This is a genomic window from Coleofasciculus sp. A1-SPW-01 (assembly GCF_040217205.1).
Taxonomy (GTDB): Bacteria; Cyanobacteriota; Cyanobacteriia; order Cyanobacteriales; family Coleofasciculaceae; genus Coleofasciculus; species Coleofasciculus chthonoplastes_A.
This window is the reverse complement of record NZ_JAVJNP010000109.1, coordinates 31,380-51,014: the sequence shown is the minus strand read 5'-3', so window position 1 is coordinate 51,014 and position 19,635 is coordinate 31,380. Positions and strand designations below refer to the sequence as shown.

Here is a 19,635-nt window from a genome sequence, read left to right as displayed (position 1 = left end):
ATTGGAAATAAATCTGGTATACAGTTTACCTTGATCAGAATTCCCCTGTGTCATTTCAGCCAACCCCTACTTCTATACCAATGAGAGTGTCCCTAGTCAGGAAACACTCTCATGCTACTACAAGGTGTGCGATCGCGAACTCCTTCTAAGCGCCTACAGATTCCTTAGCAGCGTACATCACCTCAAGGCTAATTTCACTAAACCCTCGCTCCCGGGCAAATTTCTCTGTATTCCGCTTCACTTTACCGCGCACAAACCCTGGCACTTTATTCAATTCCGCTTGCGCTTCTTTATTCCAATTCAAGTCAGAACCAGCGGAAATCCCTTTAGTAATTACTTCCTTTGTATCATGACCACCGAAGATTTCCAACAGGTGATCTTCCATTCCCAAGGTAAAGGAATTGTACACTAAATCAGCCATTTGATTTGTCCCCTCGTAACCCATGAATGGTTTATAACCAATGGGGAAGTCTTGGATGTGAATTGGTGCCGCAATCACACCACAGGGGATATCCAACCGCTTACCCACATGGCGTTCCATCTGAGTGCCAAAAATAGCCGAGGGTTCAATCCGCGCGATCGCATCGCCAATTTCGCCGTTATCCTCACTAATTAGGATCTCGTCACAGTATTCGCTTACCTGTTCCTTGAACCAGTCCGCGTCGTACTTGCAGTAGGTTCCCGCTAGCACCACATGAATCCCCATCTCCCGTGCCAAAATCTTGGTCATCGCCGCCGCGTGGGTATTGTCACCAAAGACAACGGCTTTCTTCCCAGTCAAATTCTGACAGTCAATGGAACGGGAGAACCAAGCCGCTTGGGACACATAGAGCGTCTGATTATCAATAAACTCCTCGTAATTGACATCAGCACCTTGCTGGTTGAGTACCTGCTGCATCTTACGGATACACCGCGCTGTTTCCACGACTCCCATCGGCGTGATATCCACATAAGGCATGTCAAATTCGGCTTCTAGGTAACGCGCCGCCATCATGCCGATTTCCCGATAAGGAACTAAATTAAACCAAGCACGAGGCAAATTCTTGAGATTGTGAACCGATGCGCCTTCTGGGATTACCTCGTTTACTTCAATCCCCAAATCAGCCATTAACCGCTTCAATTCGGTGCAGTCGTGCTGGTTGTGGAAGCCGAGGGTGGAAATGCCAATGATGTTCACCGAAGGCTTTTGAGTCTTCCCTTCTGGTAATTCCCCTTTCTTGTTCGCTTTCTTCAGGTAAAACTGGACAATTTGTTCTAAAGTGCGATCGGCAGCTTGTAGTTCATTCACCCGATAGTGGTTCACATCTGCCAGCATCACATCACTGTTGGCTTCAAGTTCGGCGCGTTCCACGAAGTTAGCCAAATCTTCTTGGAGAATGCTGGAGGTGCAGGTGGGGGTCAATACAATCAAATCCGGGGTGACTTCCTTATCCTTGCGGACAATATTGTCCACCACTTTTTCCTGAGAACCCCGTGCCAAAACGTGTCGATCTACGATACTGGCGGTAACTGGGGTGTAGTCTCGTTCCCGTTCCAGCATCGATCGCATCACGTTAAAATAATCATCGCCCAGTGGTGCATGCATGATCGCGTGGACATTCTTAAACGAACTGGCAACGCGGAGAGTGCCAATGTGAGCCGGACCTGCATACATCCAGTAAGCTAATTTCATACGAGTTTCTCCCTTGTATTAGTTGCACAAAGCCCGATTGAGGACGAATGGGCAGTGTTATCGATGAGTCTATAGTTTCAAGTCGTTTCTGATTGTCTCAGACTTTTAGCGTTTCGTGAGTAGGTATTAACGCGGATAGTCATGGCTGGGAAATCGCCCAAACCCGCTTAATGACTGGGATTCAGCCTCCAGGCAAAACAACTTCACTGTTGTTTATTGCAATCATTCTTAAACTTTCGCGAAATTCCTCAACGTTTCCCATCGACAAGGAGACAATCATCAGATAAACTCTCCTGAATAATCACCATCAAAAATTTGGGCAACGTGACACGTTAGTAGCGAGTAAAGAAATGGCAAAACTAGCACAGTTCATGATTTTGGCAGGGTTGATCACTGCTTTGGCTGCCCAAGTCTACATCCTCGTGCAAGCCTTTCGTTATTCGGCTGTTGACGGATTGCTTTGCCTCGTTATTCCTGGATATATTGTCTACTATGCGAGAAGGAAACGGACACGACAAACCAAACCTCTTCTCGTTTGGATAGGCAGTTTGCTCTTATTTATCTTGGGGCTAGTATTGTCTCCTTAGCTTCTCGTTGCGCTCGTGTGACAAAAAATTACTCATAATGAGTCCACATCCGCAAAATTTTTACAGTATTCTCTGACTCAATCACTTCATACACGAGACGATGCTGGATATTGATACGCCGCGAGTAAGCACCAGATAAGTCACCCACTAGCTTTTCGTAAGGTGGAGGATTCTGAAATGGGTTAATTTCAATGATATCGAGATATCGAGTAGTGCTTGAGCTTTGTCTCGTAAATTACTTTGAGATAGCTTCTTAGCATCCTTCTGAGCCTGTTTTGTGTAGACAAGTTGCCAAGTCACCACTCCAACTCCCGATCGCATTCTTCAATTGGAGTTGCCAAACCCGCACGAATTGATTCCCGCATTCCCGGTATCGAAAGTAGATACAGCGTTTCCTGAATTGCCAACCAATCGGCTTCAGACAGTAAAATCGCATTGCTACTTCCTGAAGTAATAACAATCGGCTCATGGGATTGACTCACGGCATCGATCAAATCTTGCAATTGCTGTTTGGCTTTATTAATAGGAATCATCGCCATCAACTTAGTCAATTTTAAACTAATTACACTTGGATCTATTATATTCATGATTTTAGCGTTCTAGTGGCGCAACGGCTTGTCGAGTGGTGCGAAAACCTAGCAATTTAGGAGTCAATGGCTTTTACAGCATTGCAATTATGGGCAATCGTCAGGACATGATATGACAGGAAGTAGAATAATGATTGGTGCTATTGCAGAACTACTAAATCTCCCAGGAAGCACAGTTATTGGCTATCAGCTTATAGAAGGCTTTATTTGTCTTCATCTTAAATTATTAAGTCGGGGGATTAACTGTAATTATTGGGTTATTCCGGACTTAGTGTGCGAAACTATCAGTTTCCAGAGTTCATAACGCTCACCACACAAGGAAAAAAAATTTCTATTTTTTATTAAAAATACATACATCCAAGCTCTACAGTTTTTTGCGCCTGTATGTGCCAAATTAGCGCATCACTCTCGCTAAATCAGGCATGACAGCGACTCTTGAGCTGGAATTGCCTAAAACTAGACACACTAGTCCCCAATTTTTGATTTTACCAAATCGCTGAACCAACGCAAACTCGTTTAAAAATGAGAATTATTCTCACATTTTTTTGCCCGTAACGTTCTGTAAAGCAACAAATCTCTCATCTAAATCCACTCCTAAGAAAAGTTTTAATTATCACCGACAGATTAGACTCTGAACGAATCCCCGATCTGTGATAATGGATTACGAGATCCCCCAGTTATCGAGGAAAAAGTCCACAAGAGAAAAACTGTATCCCAGACTACGAAACATCATCTGATGCGAATCTTATTTTTGCATTCCAACTTTCCAGCCCAATTCCGCCACCTCGCTGTTACCTTGGCACAAAACCCGCGTCACCAAGTCGTCTTTGGCACAACCCGCAAAGAGGGTCAATTACCCGGTGTTGCCAAAGCCATCTATGCGCCATCCCGCCAAGCCCGTCCAGAAACCCATCACTATGTCCGTCCCTTGGAAAACGCAGTGCTGCAAGGGCAAGCGGTTTATCGCCTGTGTGAGCAACTCAAAGCCCAAGGGTTTATCCCCGATGTGGTGTATGGTCATTCCGGTTGGGGTCCGACGTTCTTTATCAAAGACAGTTTTCCCCAGGCGAAACTATTATGCTATTTCGAGTGGTTTTATCACGCTCATGGTTCAGACGCCGACTTCGATCCAGCAGAACCCCTCAACGCCGATGATGAAGCCCGGATTCGGATCAAAAACGCGCCGATTCTGATTGATTTATACAGTTGCGATCGCGGATTCTCTCCCACTCATTGGCAGCAGCAACAATTCCCCCCAGAGTATCGGGATAAAATTACGGTACACCATGATGGGATTGACACCAAGTTTTTTCAACCAAAACCAGGACACAAATTAGTCCTCCCTCGGTTAAATTTAGACCTATCTCACGTCGAGGAACTTGTCACCTATGTTGCCAGGGGGATGGAACCCTATCGTGGCTTTCCTCAGTTGATGGAAACCATTGCCTTACTGCAAGAAAAACGCCCCCATTGTCATGCGGTTATCGTTGGGGAAAATCGTGTCGCCTATGGGAAATCCCTTCCCGATGGCAAAACCTATAAGGATGTCATGCTGGAAAAATTTTCCCTGGATCTCAACCGCGTACATTTTACAGGGTTACTTCCCTATCCAGACTATCTGCAAGTATTACAAGCCTCTTCCGTTCATATTTATTTAACCCGTCCGTTTGTTTTATCCTGGTCAATGTTAGAAGCCTTATCAACAGCCTGTTTAGTGGTGGCGTCGAACACTGCACCTGTAACTGAAGTTATTCAGGATGGGGTTAATGGTTTATTAACCGACTTTTTTTCGCCCCAAGCCATTGCTGAACGGGTGGAAGAAGTGCTGAATCATCCTAACGGTATGGCGGCGCTGCGAGTTCAAGCGCGAAAAACGATTCTGGAGCGTTATGATTTATCTCAATTATTGACGCAGCATATCCAGTGGATCGAACAAGCTAATACGTTATAAGTCAATTGTAGGGGCGCAAAGCTTTGCGCCCAATTTAATGGTAATAGTTATTCCACCATTTTAGCTGGGTCACTCTAGTAGGTTTGGCTGAGTAACGTAGGCGGAGCCTTTTTGAAGAGTAACCCAACTTAAAGCAGAGAACCTGTTGGGTTTCGCTATTGCTCTACCCAACCTACGAGAAGTTTTAATTCGCATTAGCTCAGGGCGTGACGTTGAGCGTCTAATAACTCCTGAATTCCTGTTTCTGCCAAATCAATTAACTGATTAAGCTGAGTCCGACTAAAGCTTTCTTCTTCCGCCGTTCCCTGAATTTCAATAATATTCAATTCGTCGTTCATGACAATATTGAAATCCGTTTGCGCGGCGACATCTTCTTCGTACTTTAAATCCAAAAACGGCTCACCCGCCAACAATCCCACCGAAACCGCCGCGATTTGGTGACGGATTGGCGATCGCTCTAATTCTCCAGCTTGGACTAATTTATCTAACGCCTCAGCCAGGGCGACGTATCCCCCAGTAATCGAAGTGGTACGAGTTCCTGCATCAGCTTGCAACACATCCGCATCCACAAACACCGTGCGTTCTCCTAAGGCGGTTAAATCTACAGCCGCTCTTAAACTGCGTCCAATCAATCGTTGAATCTCTTGAGTTCGACCCGATAGTTTGAGTAATTCCCGGGTTTGGCGTTGGGGTGTGGCGCCGGGAAGCATCCGATACTCGGCGGTTAACCAACCACTACCCGTTCCTTCCAGAAATCGCGGGATTCCTGGTTGAATTGTGACATTACACAACACCTGGGTATCACCACACTTAGTCAATACAGAAGCTGGTGCAAATTTAGTGAATCCGCGTACAAAACTGATGGGACGGAGTTGGTTGGGTTGGCGATGATCAGGACGTTGCCAAGACATGGTAGTACTTTTTTGTCAGAACGTGGTTGGGTCAAAAAATGTTAATCGTCCAGTTCAAGTTTGTGCCAGATATTCTGCTGAACTTGCTCTGGCGGTTGGTCGCCGTTTATGGTTAACAGTTTTTGACGATAGTCATAGTATTCCAGGATAGGAACCGTGCGCTCGTAGAATAACTGGATGCGGCGCGGGACAATTTCGGGATGGTCATCCAGACGAGACTTGGTTGATGGGGTGCTATCTTGAGCTTGGTTTTGGGTTGGCGGAGTCTGTTCCGAAGGAACGTATCGCGCCACGGAACGAGTCATCATCACCGATTCGGGTACAGTTAAGTAAATTGCCCAATCTAGCTGCTGATTTAAGTCCTCAAGCAGAAAATCTAATTCCTCAGCTTGGAACGCGGTACGGGGATATCCCTCTAAGACCCACCCTTTCACCGTGTCAGGTTCCAGCAGGCGCTGGCGCATGAATTCGATCAGGATTTCATCCGGGACTAATTCTCCCTTCTCGACGTAGGGCTGCGCTTTTCGACCTAAGTCAGTTTGAGCTGCGATCGCACGACGCAAAATGTTACCACTGGAAATCTCCACGATCCCTAAATGGCGACACAACTGTCGCGCCTGTGTGCTTTTCCCTGAACCTGGACCTCCCAGAATCACTAGTCTCACGATAATAGCTCCTCTGTTCCTAGCCTGGACAAGTCTGTCATAAATGTTGCACAAATCCTTTGCATCTGGGCAGGTTTTGACGCTACTAACTACTGACCGTCATTTTGCCATGAATCCCCGTGGATGAACATTCTCCAGGACTCACTCTTGACGGACTTGTAGATATGGTGTTTGATGAGGGATGCCACTGAAAAAAATACGCTATATCTTGTTCGCTGCATCGATTGAATTTCTGGTTCGGTTCCTTGAGGTACTTGTAGATTTTGTGATACAGTGACAATGTAGGCAGGGAGCACAGAGAAGGGAGGACTTGTTGGACTTGAGTTAAGTTGTAAACGGCTAGAATCCCCAGCCCAAAAGGATTCGGTGGAATAAAATCAGCTAAGGCGATCGCTCCGACATAGTTAAAAGCGGGTTCTGCCAAAAAGCTAGACAAAATGAGACACTGATCAAGGAAGGCTTGAGCAGTGTCCATCAGATTCATTGCTCTTTAATTGTTGACTATGGTTTCCCAGTTAGAAACTCCTACCCTTAATTCAGCGCATCACCTGACCTACAGCCTAGAAGGGCTGGTGCAAGTCTTTACCAGTTCCCAGCGCAGCTTTTTTACCAATGTGATAGCTCAAGGCTTGAGAATAGCTGGACAGGGGACACCTGTGCTGGTGGTTCAGTTTCTCAAAGGGGGTATTGGTCAAGGACACCAGCATCCGATTCGGTTAGGACAGTATTTAGAATGGATTCGCTGTGACTTGCCACGATATATTGATACCCCAGAGTTAGATGAGGCAGAACATAAATCCCTGAAGCAGTTGTGGCATCATACTCAGCAGGTGGTGTATGAGGGGAAATACTCTGTCGTTGTCCTTGACGAATTGAGTTTAGCCATCAACTACGGCTTAATCCCCCTCAGTGAAGTATTGAGATTTCTGGAAAGTCGCCCCAGTTCGGTGGATATTATTCTCACAGGACCCGATATGCCCCCAGAACTTTTGGAGGTGGCTGACCAAATTACAGAAATTCGTCGCAGTCACCAGCCTTAGTAGGGGCTTGGTAACCAAGCCCATGCCGGAAGACTGTACAATGTTGTACAAGAAAGTGTTTTGTCGCTCATTCAAGGTAAAGTGACATGGCAGCGGAAGCGAGAGCGGTTCGTTTCCAGATTGGAAACATTGAGGTTTCTGGTTACCAGCTAACCTCTGCTCAGGATCAGCGTTTGTTGTTCACCCACAGGCAAATCGCCGAAGTCGTGGGTAAAAGCAAGGGAACAGCGCAAAAATTTTGTAAATCCAACGAAAACGAGTTGCCAGAAACGGTTAGGACTGTGGTTCCGGACAAACCCAGACCGATCGCGTTATCATCTTGGGATGCAGCCGTAGCATTTTGGCAACATCAAGCCAATGCGGGAAATGAGACAGCAACGACTTTGGTGGAAGCAGCGCGTTCTACATCACCAGAAACTCTTCAGATTGAACCCGCCAGTGAGATAGAGTCAGTTGAGACATCCTATCCCAAAGACATCGACGGTGCGATCGCACAATTACCCCAAACCGATGAATTCCCTCTGGATAATGAACTCCAGCAACTGGATCAGGGGTTACGGTTAATCGCCAAATGGTTAGAAGAAGCGGGATTAGATCAACGTGCGATCGCGTCTTGGAAATTGAATGTACTCAGCCAGCGTTTTCCGGCGTTAGCCAGTGCTGCTAATCAAGCGCAGCAGCTTTTAGTCACTCATTCCCAGGAGGAACCATCGGGGATGATCGCCTCTCAAGTGGCTGAGAAGGTGTCAGCGCAATTAGGACGAAACGTTAAAGCCGCTCAAGTCAACGCCGCACTCCACGAACTAGGCATTCAGGAATGGACAAAACCCGGTTCCAGAGAGCGACGACTCACCGAAAAAGGCAAAGCATACGGGCGAGCCATGCTAGCCACCTCTAAAACGAATGCCTGGAGTGGAGCGCAACTGCGATGGTTTGATAATGTTGTACCTTTGTTATGTGAATTTTTTGAATCTTCCTAATAAAGTCAGTTAATTGGCGGCTATTTAGGTTATCCTATTAAACTGGCTATAATTACCTGCGATGATTAAAAACGATACCTGGATAACTCAAATGGCTGACAAGGGTATGATTATACCTTTTGAGCCAAAGTTAGTGCGTCGCGTTGATACGCTAAATGTTATCTCCTATGGTTTGAGCAGCTTTGGCTACGATATCCGGCTTTCACCCGTGGAGTTCCGTATTTTTAGGCATATCCCGGGTACGGTAGTTGATCCAAAAAACTTTAATCCAGAAAACTTAGAACCGACTCAATTACATCATGATCAACAGGGAGACTATTTTATTCTTCCTGGACATAGTTATGGTCTTGGCGTAGCCTTGGAACGTATTGAAGTGCCAGAAAATGTCAGCGTCTTATGTATTGGCAAAAGTACGTATGCCAGAGCCGGTATAATCGCCAATTTAACTCCTGCTGAAGCAGGGTGGCGGGGGCATTTAACCTTGGAGGTTAGCAATAGTTCTCCCGCCGATTGTCGGATTTATGCGAATGAGGGCATTGTCCAATTGCTCTTTTTTGAATCAGAGCTATGTTCGGTGACTTATGAGCAACGTAAGGGTAAATATCAAGATCAGCCGGAAAAAGTGGTTTTTTCTAAAGTTTGATATGATAATTACTTGGGCAAGTTTTAGCCGGTATAATTACGATATAATCTCGTCTATATTGGCGTGACACGCCAAATCAATATGGATGATAATTGTGTCCAAAAACTGTAGGGGCGCAAGGACCTGCGCCCAATTCAACGGTAAAATCTATTCCATTATTTTAGCGAGTACAATGATCGCACTACATACAAGGATTTCGCTATTATTGACATTAAAATTTAAATAACAAATAGCTTATTAGGGGTAAGCTTGAGTGTACCCGATAAATTTATTGTCAATAAGATAAAGCTTGGATTTATATTGAGGTAATAACGAAGTGGAACGGTTTTGTATCGATGTAATTGCAGCGACACCAAATCCGCAACAATTGGTTTGGGCAGCAATGCACCAAGATTACTCAGAAGATTATGTTTGGAATAGCCGCGATCGCTGGCCCCCCGAACAACGGTCAGGTGAACTAATTGTTAAGCATTTGTTGGCGGGCGATCGCGGACATTATGGATGCTTAGAACATCCCCAAATTACATTTAATGTTGGCTATTTTCCTCACTCAATGATGCAGCAAGTTCGCACGCATAGAGTTGGCGTGAGCTTTGACGTTCAATGTTTGGTGGCTAATACTCAGGTAACGTTTGTTAACGATAACGGCGAAACTTCCAAAGAACTCAGAACAACGATTGGAGAGTTGTACGAACGGTGGACGAACGGTGAAAAAAACATTCCTCAAAAATCTATCCTGGGAATCAATGAAAAACCGTCTATAGACTATCAATGTGAAGGAAAAAACAGCATCTGCAAAATGCATTTACGGGTTCTTAATGAAGAAAATAATTTATTTGAAACGGGACATATAAAAGATGTCATATTCAGTGGAATTCAGCCTGTTTACAGAGTTACTTTAGCTGATGGAAAAACCCTCGATTGCACGGTAAATCATCGATTGTTTACCTCAGCAGGTTGGCAGACGATGGGTGATGCAGTTGGTTTAATAACATCTACTGATGGCTGTGTTGTTAAACTCACAAAGCCTTGCTCAGTGATGTGTAATGGTATAGCAGTGGCTAGTAACACAGAATCATCACAATGGCAATCTCAGCGACAGTCTGCAGGTACTAACATTAAGGCGCACCCTGTCAAGGTTACTAAGGTTGAATATTTGGGTGAGCATAAGACCTATGATTTAGAGGTAGAGGGTCAATGGCATAATTTTGTCGCTAATGGAATGGTAGTTCATAATTCCTTTCGCTATACTGGACAGAGAATTATTAATGTTGCCCAAGGAAAGCAAGACATCGAAGAGGTATTTTACCTGCGCCCTGTGGGAAACTATACAAACCGCCAGGGAAAGCGCTATTTCTATTCTGAAGTCCAACGGAATGAAGATCTAAAATGGTGTTTAGAGGCGTGTAAACGGTATCAGCAACGAATCGAGGAAGGGTTATCTGAAGAACATGCTAGAGGCTTGATTCCCTTTGACGCCAGACAGAATTTTGTCCTTAGTTGTAATATGCGATCGCTGATGCATCTTTTAGACTTACGATGGAAAAAAGATGCTCAACTAGAGGCGCAGAAGTTCTGTGAGCTTCTCTATGTACATTTTGAACAATGGGCTCCGGCTGTCGCCCAATGGTATAAAGAAAACCGTGCCAAAAAAGCTAAATTATCGCCCTAGTACAATAAGGCAGATAACAGAATGGATTGTAGAGACGCGCCATGGCGCGTCTCTACAATCCAATAAATCCGGGTTTCCACCCCCGTTATAATTTAGTCCGCGTAGGCGGACTTTGTTTGTATAGCAGCGATTTTAATCGCCGTGGCAAAAAGGAGGTAACAAAGGCGGATTTAGTATTACACGGCAGGTAAACGCACCTGAAAGCAGCTTCCTACTCCAATTTCACTCGTCACCGTAATTTTCCCGCCATGACGCTGGGCGATCGCAGCAGCAATAGCTAAACCCAAACCTGTCCCCCCCTCGCGCCGAGAACGGGCTTTGTCCGCCCGCCAGAAGCGATCAAAGACAAAGGGTAATTGTTCTCGCTCAATGCCAATTCCGGTATCTTTAACACTCACAATAGCAAAACGATTAGTTTTCGCTAAAATCAGATCTACTTTCCCTTGAGTCGGCGTGTATTGAATCGCATTTTCCAGCAAGTTACAAAATAAACGAATCAGTTGTGATTCATCCCCTACCACAGAAACTGTTGCTAACCACTGAGACTGGAGTGTCACCTCTTTATCTTGGGCGAACGGTTCTAATAACTCCAGCAAATTCTGTAAAATCTGATTCAGAGATATTATACTTTTGTCACGGCTAGGCGTTGACACTTTACTATCGTTTCGCGCTAAAAAAAGTAAGTCTTCTGATAAGTGACTCATCTGATCCGTAGCACTCGCGATCGCCGCTAACTTTTTCGCATCCTTGGGATGAATTCGTTCCGGATGATTTCGCATCACATCAACCGATGCTTTAATCGCCATCAAAGGGCTGCGTAACTCATGAGACGCATCCGCCGTAAACTGCTTAAGTTGCTGAAAACTTTGCTCAATTGGCTCCACCGCTTTCTGTGTCAACCACAATCCGCCCAAACCTACTAAACCTAACCCCATAACACCGCCCATTCCCAATCCCCACAGCATTTGACGTTGGACAATTTGGATATCCTCCATCGATTGCGAGGCGCGAATATACCCTTCTAGAGAGGGCTGATTAGGAGTTGAGCCATCTTTAAACACAGAAATTGTATACGTGCGAACCTGTCTGGGCTTTTGCTTTTCCTCTTGAGTTTGAGAACCGACTCGGAGTCGAGAGTCCAACTCTAGAGCGCCTCGACTTGCCAAAAGTTGACCCTTGGCATCAAACCATTCTAAGCTTTGCTGATCCCGATTAAAAATATCGCGCCAGGGAACCGCATCCACTTGATTCAGATATCGAGGTCCCTTCATTTTCACAGGCGTAAACGAGGCGGCAGCGGCTTGAGCTAGAGTCAATAGTTTTTTATCCAGTTGGTAATAAAGATTGCGGCTAACAAAGACATAAACTCCCGTGCCAAAGAAACTCAAAATTGCTGCCATTACAGTTAGGTAAGACAACAATAGACGCCAGCGTAAACCTTGAAACATTCTAATAACGGTAGAAACGTAGCATCCTACGTCTGAGTTTTGACTGTGTAGGGGTTGGTTTATGTGCTTTCGTTTCACTATGTATGATAACATTTATTAAAAACCCACCCTGACCGATTGTAGGGGCTGGTTTTACCGATAAGGTTGAGGATAAAATCTCTAACTGCACTAAACCCGCCCTGACTAAGTTATAAGGTTTAAATTATAAATCTTCCCCAATCACCAATCATTGTTTTAAACGATAACCCAAACCATAAACCGTTTCAATCAAATCACTGGGAGCGCCGCCAGCTTCAAGTTTCTGTCGTAAACTGCGGATATGCGCTTTCACCGTAGCTTCTTCCGGGAGTCGCTCAAAGGGCCACAGGTGTTCTAAGATTTGAGCGCGGCTAAACACACGACGACCATGGCGTAAGAAAAATTCTAACAGCGAATATTCTTTGGGTGAAAGTGATAGGAGGTTATCCTCATAAAACACTTCACAGGTACTTGGATCTAACCGTAGTTTGCCCCACTCCAACACCGGGGGGGCGGTTGAAACACCCCGACGCAGTAAGGCTCGAATGCGAGCTGATAACTCTTCTAGGTCAAAGGGTTTAACCAAATAGTCATCAGCTCCGGCATCCAATCCCACAACCTTATCCGTAATTGTATCCTTAGCCGTTAGCATCAGAATCGGAGTGCTACAGCCTTGGGAGCGTAGTCGCCGACAAAGTGCAATCCCGTCGATTTTGGGTAACATAATGTCGAGCAAAATTAAGTCATAGGTGACAGAATCAGCGAGATTTAACCCCTCCTCTCCATCATGCGCCACATCGATCGCATAATGTTGATCGGTGAGATCTTCTTCTAGGGCATCGGTAATGCGCTCATCATCTTCCACGAGTAAAAGTCTCATCGCTGACGCCTGTTACTTAATATGACCTATCGCTCCCAAGGTAAGCTGTTCACTTTCTGATCAAGCTAGGTTTAGGGCGTAGCCTCACCGTCTTCTTCTTCCTCTCCAGGCATAGCCTCTTCCTCTCCAGGCATAACCTCAGTTTCTTCTGCTGGAGTTGGCTCTTCTACACCCGTCTCATCAGGTGTAGTTGTATCAGTCTGACAAGCTCCCAGCAATGATGTCAAACCCAACATCAGTGAAAAAGCGATAATCTTCAGCTTCACAGCATTACCTCCTAAAATTTTCCAAATTCAACCGTCTTACCGGGGTAATCAAGTTGCTTATACGTTTCTACTTGGCGTTAATCGCCGTTAAACCCTTAAACAGCCCTGAATTTTTCGGGTTCATCTGCCAAGGTAAACTCAAAAAGTAAAAAACTCGATAAAACCGCCCAATAGTTTCCGTCTTGCCATATAGCGCTACGCGCTAGGCAATGGGCAATGGGCAATGGGCAATGGGCAATGGGCAATAAGCAATGGGCAATAGGCAATGGGCAATAAGCAATGGGCAATAAGCAATGGGCAATTAGGTTAGGCATCACCCTGTCATGAGTCCGATATCCGATACCCTAGCTTCAAGTCATAAAGGATAAAGGGGATTGTCTAAGCGGTTTGGGCATCAGCAATCATCCCGATAAAACCGATAAAATGAATAATCATCTTGAAACGGATAATCATCAATAACATGATGGATAATACCACTATCAATCAAAATTTGTCCGATGCGAATCGCTTCTTGTCGAGAACTCTGAGTCCGTTGCGCTAGCCATTCCACGGCTTCTGCACCAATGAAGCATTGAGGATAAAGATTTCCTCGATAGCGGCGGTCTTTTATTTCCACACCATCTACACCCCGCATCGCTGCAACTAATGCTTCAATTTCTGTCTCGGTTAGGGTTTTGGCTGGAGTGATTGTCCGGGATACTGATCCGGATATCTCAGTCGTAGACGTGAGCGAGTCTTGCGGTTGAGAATGGGGAGTATGGTTGGATTGATTCTCATTCGCAGGCTCAATTGATCGAGGAGACGATGTTGATGCATCCCGATATAATAACAGGTTGAAAATTTCGTCAAGTTTAGGCGATCGCAGATGTAAATCCCGTTGCGGAAAGGGAATCTCAATCCTATGATGGCGCAGACAGGCTTCAATCCGATAGTTGAGATCACTTTTAACTTTAAACTGTTTCTTCGGTTCTCCAGTCCACACCAATAAATCAAAGTCGAGGGAACTCTCCCCAAACCCCTGAAACCATACCTGAGGCGGCGGTTGCAGCAGCACTTCGGGATGATTTTTGATAGCTTCAAGTAAGGCGGTTTGCACTTTCTCGATATCTGAACCATACGCCACACCCACAGGAATCCGCAGCCGAGAAATCGGGTTCCCATGACTCCAGTTAATTACCTCAGTCTCTAAAAAGCGGGAGTTGGGTACGATAATGGTGACTTGATCTAACGTACAAATCTCCGTACTGCGTGCGCCGATGCGTTCTACGGTTCCCAGTAAATCACCCACTTTGACAAAATCACCGATTTGGATAGGGCGTTCAAAGGTAATAATAATCCCGCTAATAAAGTTATTGGCAATATTCTGAACCCCAAACCCAATCCCCACACCGAGGACACTGGCAAGAATGGTTAAAGATCCAACATCTAAACCCCAAATTTGTAACAGGACAATCCATCCGAGAAAGGTGAGAACATACTGAGTGAGGACAGTAATCACCTCTTGCAATCTGGGTTCAGCCCCGGTGTGGGCTAAGACATAGGATTTAAACAGCTTAGTCAGAGAACTAACCGCAAACCACAAGCCAACAGTTAAGCCCAAAAGCAATAGTAATTCTAGGGCAGAATATTTACTACTACCTAAGCTAATCACTGGCGCATTGAGAATATCAAAAACCTTAGCGATAAAATCAAATAACTCATAGCGCCAAATCCGACTGGCGGGAAACAAATCGGTCACATAATAGGCGATCGCGATCCATAATCCGCCCTGTAACCCTAGTCGGGCAAGGCGTACCATGAATTGGGCGGGATCTTCCCAGGCGTGAAATGAGGAGGTGGGTTGTCCTAGCCACACTCTCAAGCGATGAGATACCCATTTTCCTAGAAACAGTAAACCCAGATGAATGGCGATCGCAACCAGTATCGCCCCAAGGACAAAGCCTAACGCCTGACGAATATAGGCGGGCGATCGCTCAAATTGGGCTTGCACAAATGCCTTTTCCAGAATTCTCTGCCAAATTCGGGCTTGCTGAAGAGCCGTTAGTTCTGGTAGGACATCCTTATCGGTTACAGTGAGTAAATGGTCTGACTCAAGCAAGGAAGGAATAGTTAGGGTGGTTTGATCCTCTGTCTGATTCACTTCAACGCTGACAGGTTGAGAGGATTGCACCGCTTGCGCCAAAATATCGTTAATCCGCTTTGCCCGATTTTCGGCTGTATAGTTATTATTTAAACTTCTTACCTGTAGTAAAACGCGACCATCTAGCACGATGGGTGCTTTGTCATTATGATTGGTTGGGGAGGTTTGGGCAAAGCTGGGAAATGGGTTCAGCGTCAGCAGTAGCGTCAGCAATGCCAACAGGATAAACCGCCAACGTTTTAGAGGGAGCCAACGTTTTAGAGGGAGCGGGAGCTGGGGGAGCCGGGGGAGCCGGGGGAGCTGGGGGAGCTGAGGGAGCATTTTTAGGGATGGGTTATTTTCACAAATGACTACTAGCGCCGGATTTAAGAAATCACTAATTGGGTAAATTAATTGGATAAATTTGATGCTTCATAAGCCAGGGTGAAGGATTGTTGATCATGTTGACGAAACCTGTTAAAACTTGGTTGTACGTTCCATAAACTTCTCGACCGACTTGAATATCCATATAGCTACATTTAACAGCAAACTCTATCCAAGTTTGAGTTTCAGCCGCTTCTGCTTCGCAGTCATTTAGTTTAGCGATGAAAGCAGCTTCATATCGTCTTTTACGCCATGCTTCTGCTAGATTGGCACAAACTGAGCGAGAAGAACGACGAATCTGGTCAGTTAAAGAATATCGCTCCTCTACAGGAAATTTTTTGGATAACTCAAAAATTATCATTGCTGAATCAAACGCCATCTTATAAATTTCTAAATCTCTATGACTTTTCAATAGGTTTCTACTCATCTTTCTCGACTCAACCCAATACTTATAGCAGTAGACACATCGATTAGGACTTTCGGCACCATTGTAGAGACGCGCCATGGCGCGTCTCTACATAAATGATGTGTCCTAACCGCTATGGCGGTTGCTATACTACTCAAAATCAACTCTAAGTTACTCCTTCCCAACTCCCTCCGCTTCCCCCGCTCCCCCCGCTTCATTTCACCAGACTACTGCTAGACGGCGCTGTAGGCGACTGTTGAGGGCGCGATCGCTCTAAAATAGTGCTGGCTACTGCCCAGGCGCCAAATGTGGTTAACAAGAGAACGCCGATCCCAATCGCCCAGATCACTACTTTCTTTTGGGGGATAGACTTCACCGACGGTTTAAAACTGGCTACATTGGGACTCTGGGCGGTGGCGTTCAGGTCATTACTGTGGACTAAGGTGGCGGTCATTTTATAGGGACCCATCCGTAGGGTATCTTTAAACGAAATCGGTTGATTGGCTTGACGCAGGGGTCGCCCATTCAGAAAGGTACCGTTAGCACTGCGTTGATCGGTAATATAAATTTGGTTATTTGCCACCGTAATCAGGACATGAAACCGGGAGATCTCTGGGTTAGCCAGTTCTAACCGAGATACCGACTCTCCTCCCCAATACTCTGGCATTTGATCCAATTCTCGACCGATCGCGATCGGTGCAGCTAAGAGCGATCGCTTGACTTCCCCCATTTCTGGATCTTCCCAGGTTAATTGAATATACATAGACGTGGTAGACCTCGAACACCTGCTATAGTAATGGTTCCCGTTTTTTGAGTGATCGTGCAGGCATTCACCGAAACTGCAATGCCTGTTGTCACGTCAAGTTTTTTGGGTCGTCGATTCAACAATCGGGTAAAGGATTTTTGATAACGGTGATGATGATTTGATTCCTATCAAAATCATATCGTTAAAAATAATTACGATAATAGGTTAAGGATGCAGTTTTCCTGTAACGAGGGGTAGGGTATGAGTTTCAATCTTTTCCGTCGCTTTCAATCCACGAATACGGATCAACCCCTCGGTGGACGCTATAAAATCGAGCGTCAACTAGGAATAGGTGGATTTGGTCAAACCTTTCTGGCGCAAGATCTCCACTTACCTGGACACCCTCAATGTGTGATTAAGCAACTTAAACCGAAAACCACTGACCCCGCCAGCCTAGAAACCGCTAGACGCCTATTTGACACCGAAGCTCAAGTTCTCTATCAACTGGGTAATCATGACCAAATTCCCCGGCTGCTGGCACATTTTGAAGAGAATCAGGAATTTTATTTAGCACAAGAATTAATTCTTGGCAATCCCCTCACCCAGGAATTGAAAAAAGGTCAACAATGGTTAGAATCTAAAACCATTGCCCTACTACAGGATATTCTCCAGGTTTTGGCGTATGTCCATGAGCAAAATGTCATTCATCGCGATATCAAACCCTCTAATCTGATTCGCCGCCAGCCGGATGGCAAAATTGTCTTGATTGACTTTGGTGCGGTAAAGCAAGTCACCACCCAATTTAGTCATCCTCAATCGGGACAAACTAATTTAACCATTTCCATTGGTACTCAAGGCTATGTTCCTAAAGAACAGTTGGGTGGACAACCCCGGTTTAGTAGTGATGTGTATGCGGTGGGTCTATTAGGGATTCAAGCCTTAACCGGGACACATCCTCGATTGCTGCGGGAAAATCCAGAGACGGGGGAAATTCAGTGGCGTGATTTAGCCCCTCATGTTAGTCTCAACTTGGCTGAAATTCTGGATCAGATGATCCGGTATGATTTCCGCGATCGCTATCAAACTGCTACCGAAGCCTTAAACGCCCTGCAACGTCTATCCAGCGATATTCCAGCCTCCGATACAACGCAACGATTACCCGATTCCTCAGACACCACAGCATCGATTCCGGGATCAACCTCAACTCAGATTTGGACACCCACTCATCCTCCAACTCCATCCCCATCAACCACCAGTAGTACTCAGTTACCCGAAACCTGGCGGAATTCCCAACCCGCATCAGGGAGTTCGGTTCCCACAATCGTTACACCGGGTTCAAACCCAAAACGAGGGCTTAATCTTTGGTGGGTTGTAGCAATTTTAGGCATTGTCGGCGGAACGGCTGGAGTCGCGACAACACGGCTGATTCCGCAGTTTACCAGCAAAACGACGAATCAGAGTCAGGAGTTAACTGTTAATTCTGCGAACTCTGCAACTCAACCATCGCCCACATCATCCCTTGACTCTTCCCCCACCGAAGAGACAACAACGAATCCCAGTTCAGACTCAAAATCACCTACCTCTGAACAGCCTACTCCTGATACACCAAAAACAGGTGAACAACCGTCTCCTGTTCCTTCACCGGAATCAACTCCTTCCCCTTCTGTGAAAAAGTCACCCCCAGTCACTCAAAATCCTGCACCCCCCAAACCCGCAACGCCAACACCAACTCCCCTAGCGCCAAAGCCAACCAAGGTTCAGCCAACACCATCACCCGTTCCATCGGCTTCTCCTTCCCCTAATACCGCCAACGCCAAAACCCATTGGCAACGCTGCTATGATTTAAACACCCAGCAGCGTCCCCAAGAAGCGATTCAGGCGTGCGATCGCGCTTTAGCCATTAATCCTGATTATCCTGAAGCCTTGTGGAGTAAAGGCGCAGCATTAGATCAGTTAGGAAGACACCAAGAAGCGCTAAACCTCTACGAAAAAGCCACAACCCTGAAGCCAGATTTTGCCGAAGCCTGGATTAATCAAGGTGTTGCTTTAATTTTATTAGGTCAACCGGAGAAAGCGATTCCTATTCTTGATCGCGCCATTCAGCTTAAACCCAATTCCGCCAACGCCTGGATTAACAAAGCCGAAGCCTATATGGAATTGGAACGGTATGATGACGCGATCGCGTCTCTAAAAAAGGCGCTGGAAATTCAACCCAATAATGAATATGCTGCAACCATGTTAATCGCAGCCGAGGCGAAAAAATGAAACCTCTATTTTACCGGGGGTTAGAAGAAGCCCGGAACTAAAGTACTCTTTGAGAAGCCGCTCCGCGTCTACGGGCTAAAAGCTAAAACCCGTTAAAACGGGTTAAAAGATATAATTTATAATTTGAATTTTGATTATCTAGGAGCCTATCACCTTTAGTCTAAACGGTAGGGGCGACCCGCTTGCATCAATTAACAACGCCCCTCCACTCAATGTGATCGGGTCGCCCTTTACTCAACCCCATCATAAAGTCAATTGTAGTGGCGTGACACAGCTAAAATTGTGGAATATGTTGTAGGTTTGGTTTCGACTTCGCTCAACTCAACAGAATCTAGGCTAAGGTTCCCTACTACAAGCCGGAGCGATCGCGCAATTGTCTAAACTAGATCAACTTGT

At 45.6% G+C, this 19,635-nt stretch carries 19 protein-coding genes and 1 pseudogene; 7 read left to right on the top strand and 13 right to left on the bottom strand.

Annotated elements, in window-relative coordinates; genetic code table 11:
• Nucleotides 1–145 precede the first annotated feature (145 nt).
• Nucleotides 146–1,672, bottom strand: coding sequence for a ferredoxin:protochlorophyllide reductase (ATP-dependent) subunit B (bchB, locus tag RH949_RS16515; protein WP_446354601.1), 1,527 nt, complete (start codon nucleotides 1,670–1,672; stop codon nucleotides 146–148).
• A gap of 350 nt (nucleotides 1,673–2,022) precedes the next feature.
• On the opposite strand from bchB, the gene RH949_RS16510 reads away from it, so the two are divergent.
• Complete coding sequence (locus tag RH949_RS16510; protein ID WP_446354599.1) at nucleotides 2,023–2,259, top strand: hypothetical protein; 237 nt, start codon at nucleotides 2,023–2,025, stop codon at nucleotides 2,257–2,259.
• 28 nt (nucleotides 2,260–2,287) lie between these two features.
• Here the strand turns inward: RH949_RS16510 and RH949_RS16505 are convergent.
• A pseudogene (locus RH949_RS16505) lies at nucleotides 2,288–2,559 on the bottom strand (Txe/YoeB family addiction module toxin).
• The gene (locus tag RH949_RS16500) at nucleotides 2,556–2,792 is read right to left on the bottom strand and encodes a type II toxin-antitoxin system Phd/YefM family antitoxin (protein WP_446343025.1); all 237 of its coding nucleotides are present in this window, start codon (nucleotides 2,790–2,792) and stop codon (nucleotides 2,556–2,558) included. Before RH949_RS16500 ends, RH949_RS16505 begins: the two are co-directional and overlap by 4 nt.
• A 790-nt stretch (nucleotides 2,793–3,582) precedes the next feature.
• Between RH949_RS16500 and RH949_RS16495 the strand changes: the two genes are divergently transcribed.
• Nucleotides 3,583–4,797, top strand: coding sequence for a glycosyltransferase family 4 protein (locus tag RH949_RS16495; RefSeq protein ID WP_446354597.1), 1,215 nt, complete (start codon nucleotides 3,583–3,585; stop codon nucleotides 4,795–4,797).
• A 194-nt stretch (nucleotides 4,798–4,991) separates the two neighbouring features.
• Here the strand turns inward: RH949_RS16495 and rph are convergent, their stop codons facing one another.
• The 3 genes from rph to RH949_RS16480 form a co-directional block, all read right to left on the bottom strand.
• Complete coding sequence (gene rph / locus RH949_RS16490) at nucleotides 4,992–5,708, bottom strand: ribonuclease PH (protein ID WP_446354595.1); 717 nt, start codon at nucleotides 5,706–5,708, stop codon at nucleotides 4,992–4,994.
• Nucleotides 5,709–5,749: 41 nt separating this feature from the next.
• Complete coding sequence (locus RH949_RS16485; RefSeq protein ID WP_044204676.1) at nucleotides 5,750–6,373, bottom strand: adenylate kinase family protein; 624 nt, start codon at nucleotides 6,371–6,373, stop codon at nucleotides 5,750–5,752.
• Nucleotides 6,374–6,458: 85 nt separating this feature from the next.
• The gene (locus RH949_RS16480) at nucleotides 6,459–6,848 is read right to left on the bottom strand and encodes a hypothetical protein (protein ID WP_446354593.1); all 390 of its coding nucleotides are present in this window, start codon (nucleotides 6,846–6,848) and stop codon (nucleotides 6,459–6,461) included.
• A gap of 28 nt (nucleotides 6,849–6,876) precedes the next feature.
• Here RH949_RS16480 and RH949_RS16475 point away from each other — a divergent pair, with 28 nt between their 5' ends.
• The 4 genes from RH949_RS16475 (at nucleotide 6,877) to thyX (ending at nucleotide 10,708) form a co-directional block, all read left to right on the top strand.
• Nucleotides 6,877–7,413 carry a P-loop NTPase family protein gene (locus RH949_RS16475; protein ID WP_006098330.1) on the top strand — a complete coding sequence of 179 codons (537 nt, stop codon included), beginning with the start codon at nucleotides 6,877–6,879 and terminating at the stop codon, nucleotides 7,411–7,413.
• An 86-nt stretch (nucleotides 7,414–7,499) separates the two neighbouring features.
• Nucleotides 7,500–8,393: a hypothetical protein gene (locus RH949_RS16470; RefSeq protein WP_446354591.1), complete on the top strand. Its 894-nt coding sequence runs from the start codon at nucleotides 7,500–7,502 to the stop codon at nucleotides 8,391–8,393.
• A gap of 61 nt (nucleotides 8,394–8,454) precedes the next feature.
• Nucleotides 8,455–9,036: a dCTP deaminase gene (gene dcd / locus RH949_RS16465; RefSeq protein WP_446354589.1), complete on the top strand. Its 582-nt coding sequence runs from the start codon at nucleotides 8,455–8,457 to the stop codon at nucleotides 9,034–9,036.
• A 316-nt stretch (nucleotides 9,037–9,352) separates the two neighbouring features.
• Nucleotides 9,353–10,708, top strand: coding sequence for an FAD-dependent thymidylate synthase (gene thyX / locus RH949_RS16460; protein ID WP_446354587.1), 1,356 nt, complete (start codon nucleotides 9,353–9,355; stop codon nucleotides 10,706–10,708).
• Between the two features lie 176 nt (nucleotides 10,709–10,884).
• Here thyX and RH949_RS16455 read toward each other — a convergent pair whose 3' ends face one another.
• The 7 genes from RH949_RS16455 to RH949_RS16425 form a co-directional block, all read right to left on the bottom strand.
• Entirely contained in the window at nucleotides 10,885–12,156 is a 1,272-nt protein-coding gene (locus RH949_RS16455; protein WP_446354585.1) for a sensor histidine kinase, read from the bottom strand.
• Between the two features lie 226 nt (nucleotides 12,157–12,382).
• Nucleotides 12,383–13,054: a response regulator transcription factor gene (locus RH949_RS16450; protein WP_446354583.1), complete on the bottom strand. Its 672-nt coding sequence runs from the start codon at nucleotides 13,052–13,054 to the stop codon at nucleotides 12,383–12,385.
• A 71-nt stretch (nucleotides 13,055–13,125) separates the two neighbouring features.
• The gene (locus RH949_RS16445) at nucleotides 13,126–13,320 is read right to left on the bottom strand and encodes a hypothetical protein (RefSeq protein ID WP_446354581.1); all 195 of its coding nucleotides are present in this window, start codon (nucleotides 13,318–13,320) and stop codon (nucleotides 13,126–13,128) included.
• A gap of 95 nt (nucleotides 13,321–13,415) precedes the next feature.
• Nucleotides 13,416–13,634, bottom strand: coding sequence for a hypothetical protein (locus RH949_RS16440; protein ID WP_446354579.1), 219 nt, complete (start codon nucleotides 13,632–13,634; stop codon nucleotides 13,416–13,418).
• A gap of 80 nt (nucleotides 13,635–13,714) precedes the next feature.
• A complete protein-coding gene (locus RH949_RS16435; protein ID WP_446354577.1) occupies nucleotides 13,715–15,679 on the bottom strand; it encodes a mechanosensitive ion channel domain-containing protein in 1,965 nt (654 codons plus the stop codon).
• A 157-nt stretch (nucleotides 15,680–15,836) separates the two neighbouring features.
• Nucleotides 15,837–16,250, bottom strand: a complete 414-nt coding sequence (locus RH949_RS16430; protein ID WP_446354641.1) for a four helix bundle protein — start codon at nucleotides 16,248–16,250, stop codon at nucleotides 15,837–15,839.
• A gap of 193 nt (nucleotides 16,251–16,443) precedes the next feature.
• On the bottom strand, nucleotides 16,444–16,992 hold the full coding sequence (locus tag RH949_RS16425; protein WP_446354575.1) for an FHA domain-containing protein: 549 nt from the start codon (nucleotides 16,990–16,992) through the stop codon (nucleotides 16,444–16,446).
• A gap of 243 nt (nucleotides 16,993–17,235) precedes the next feature.
• Here RH949_RS16425 and RH949_RS16420 point away from each other — a divergent pair, with 243 nt between their 5' ends.
• The gene (locus RH949_RS16420; RefSeq protein ID WP_006098743.1) at nucleotides 17,236–19,239 is read left to right on the top strand and encodes a serine/threonine-protein kinase; all 2,004 of its coding nucleotides are present in this window, start codon (nucleotides 17,236–17,238) and stop codon (nucleotides 19,237–19,239) included.
• The last annotated feature ends 396 nt before the right edge of the window (nucleotides 19,240–19,635 follow it).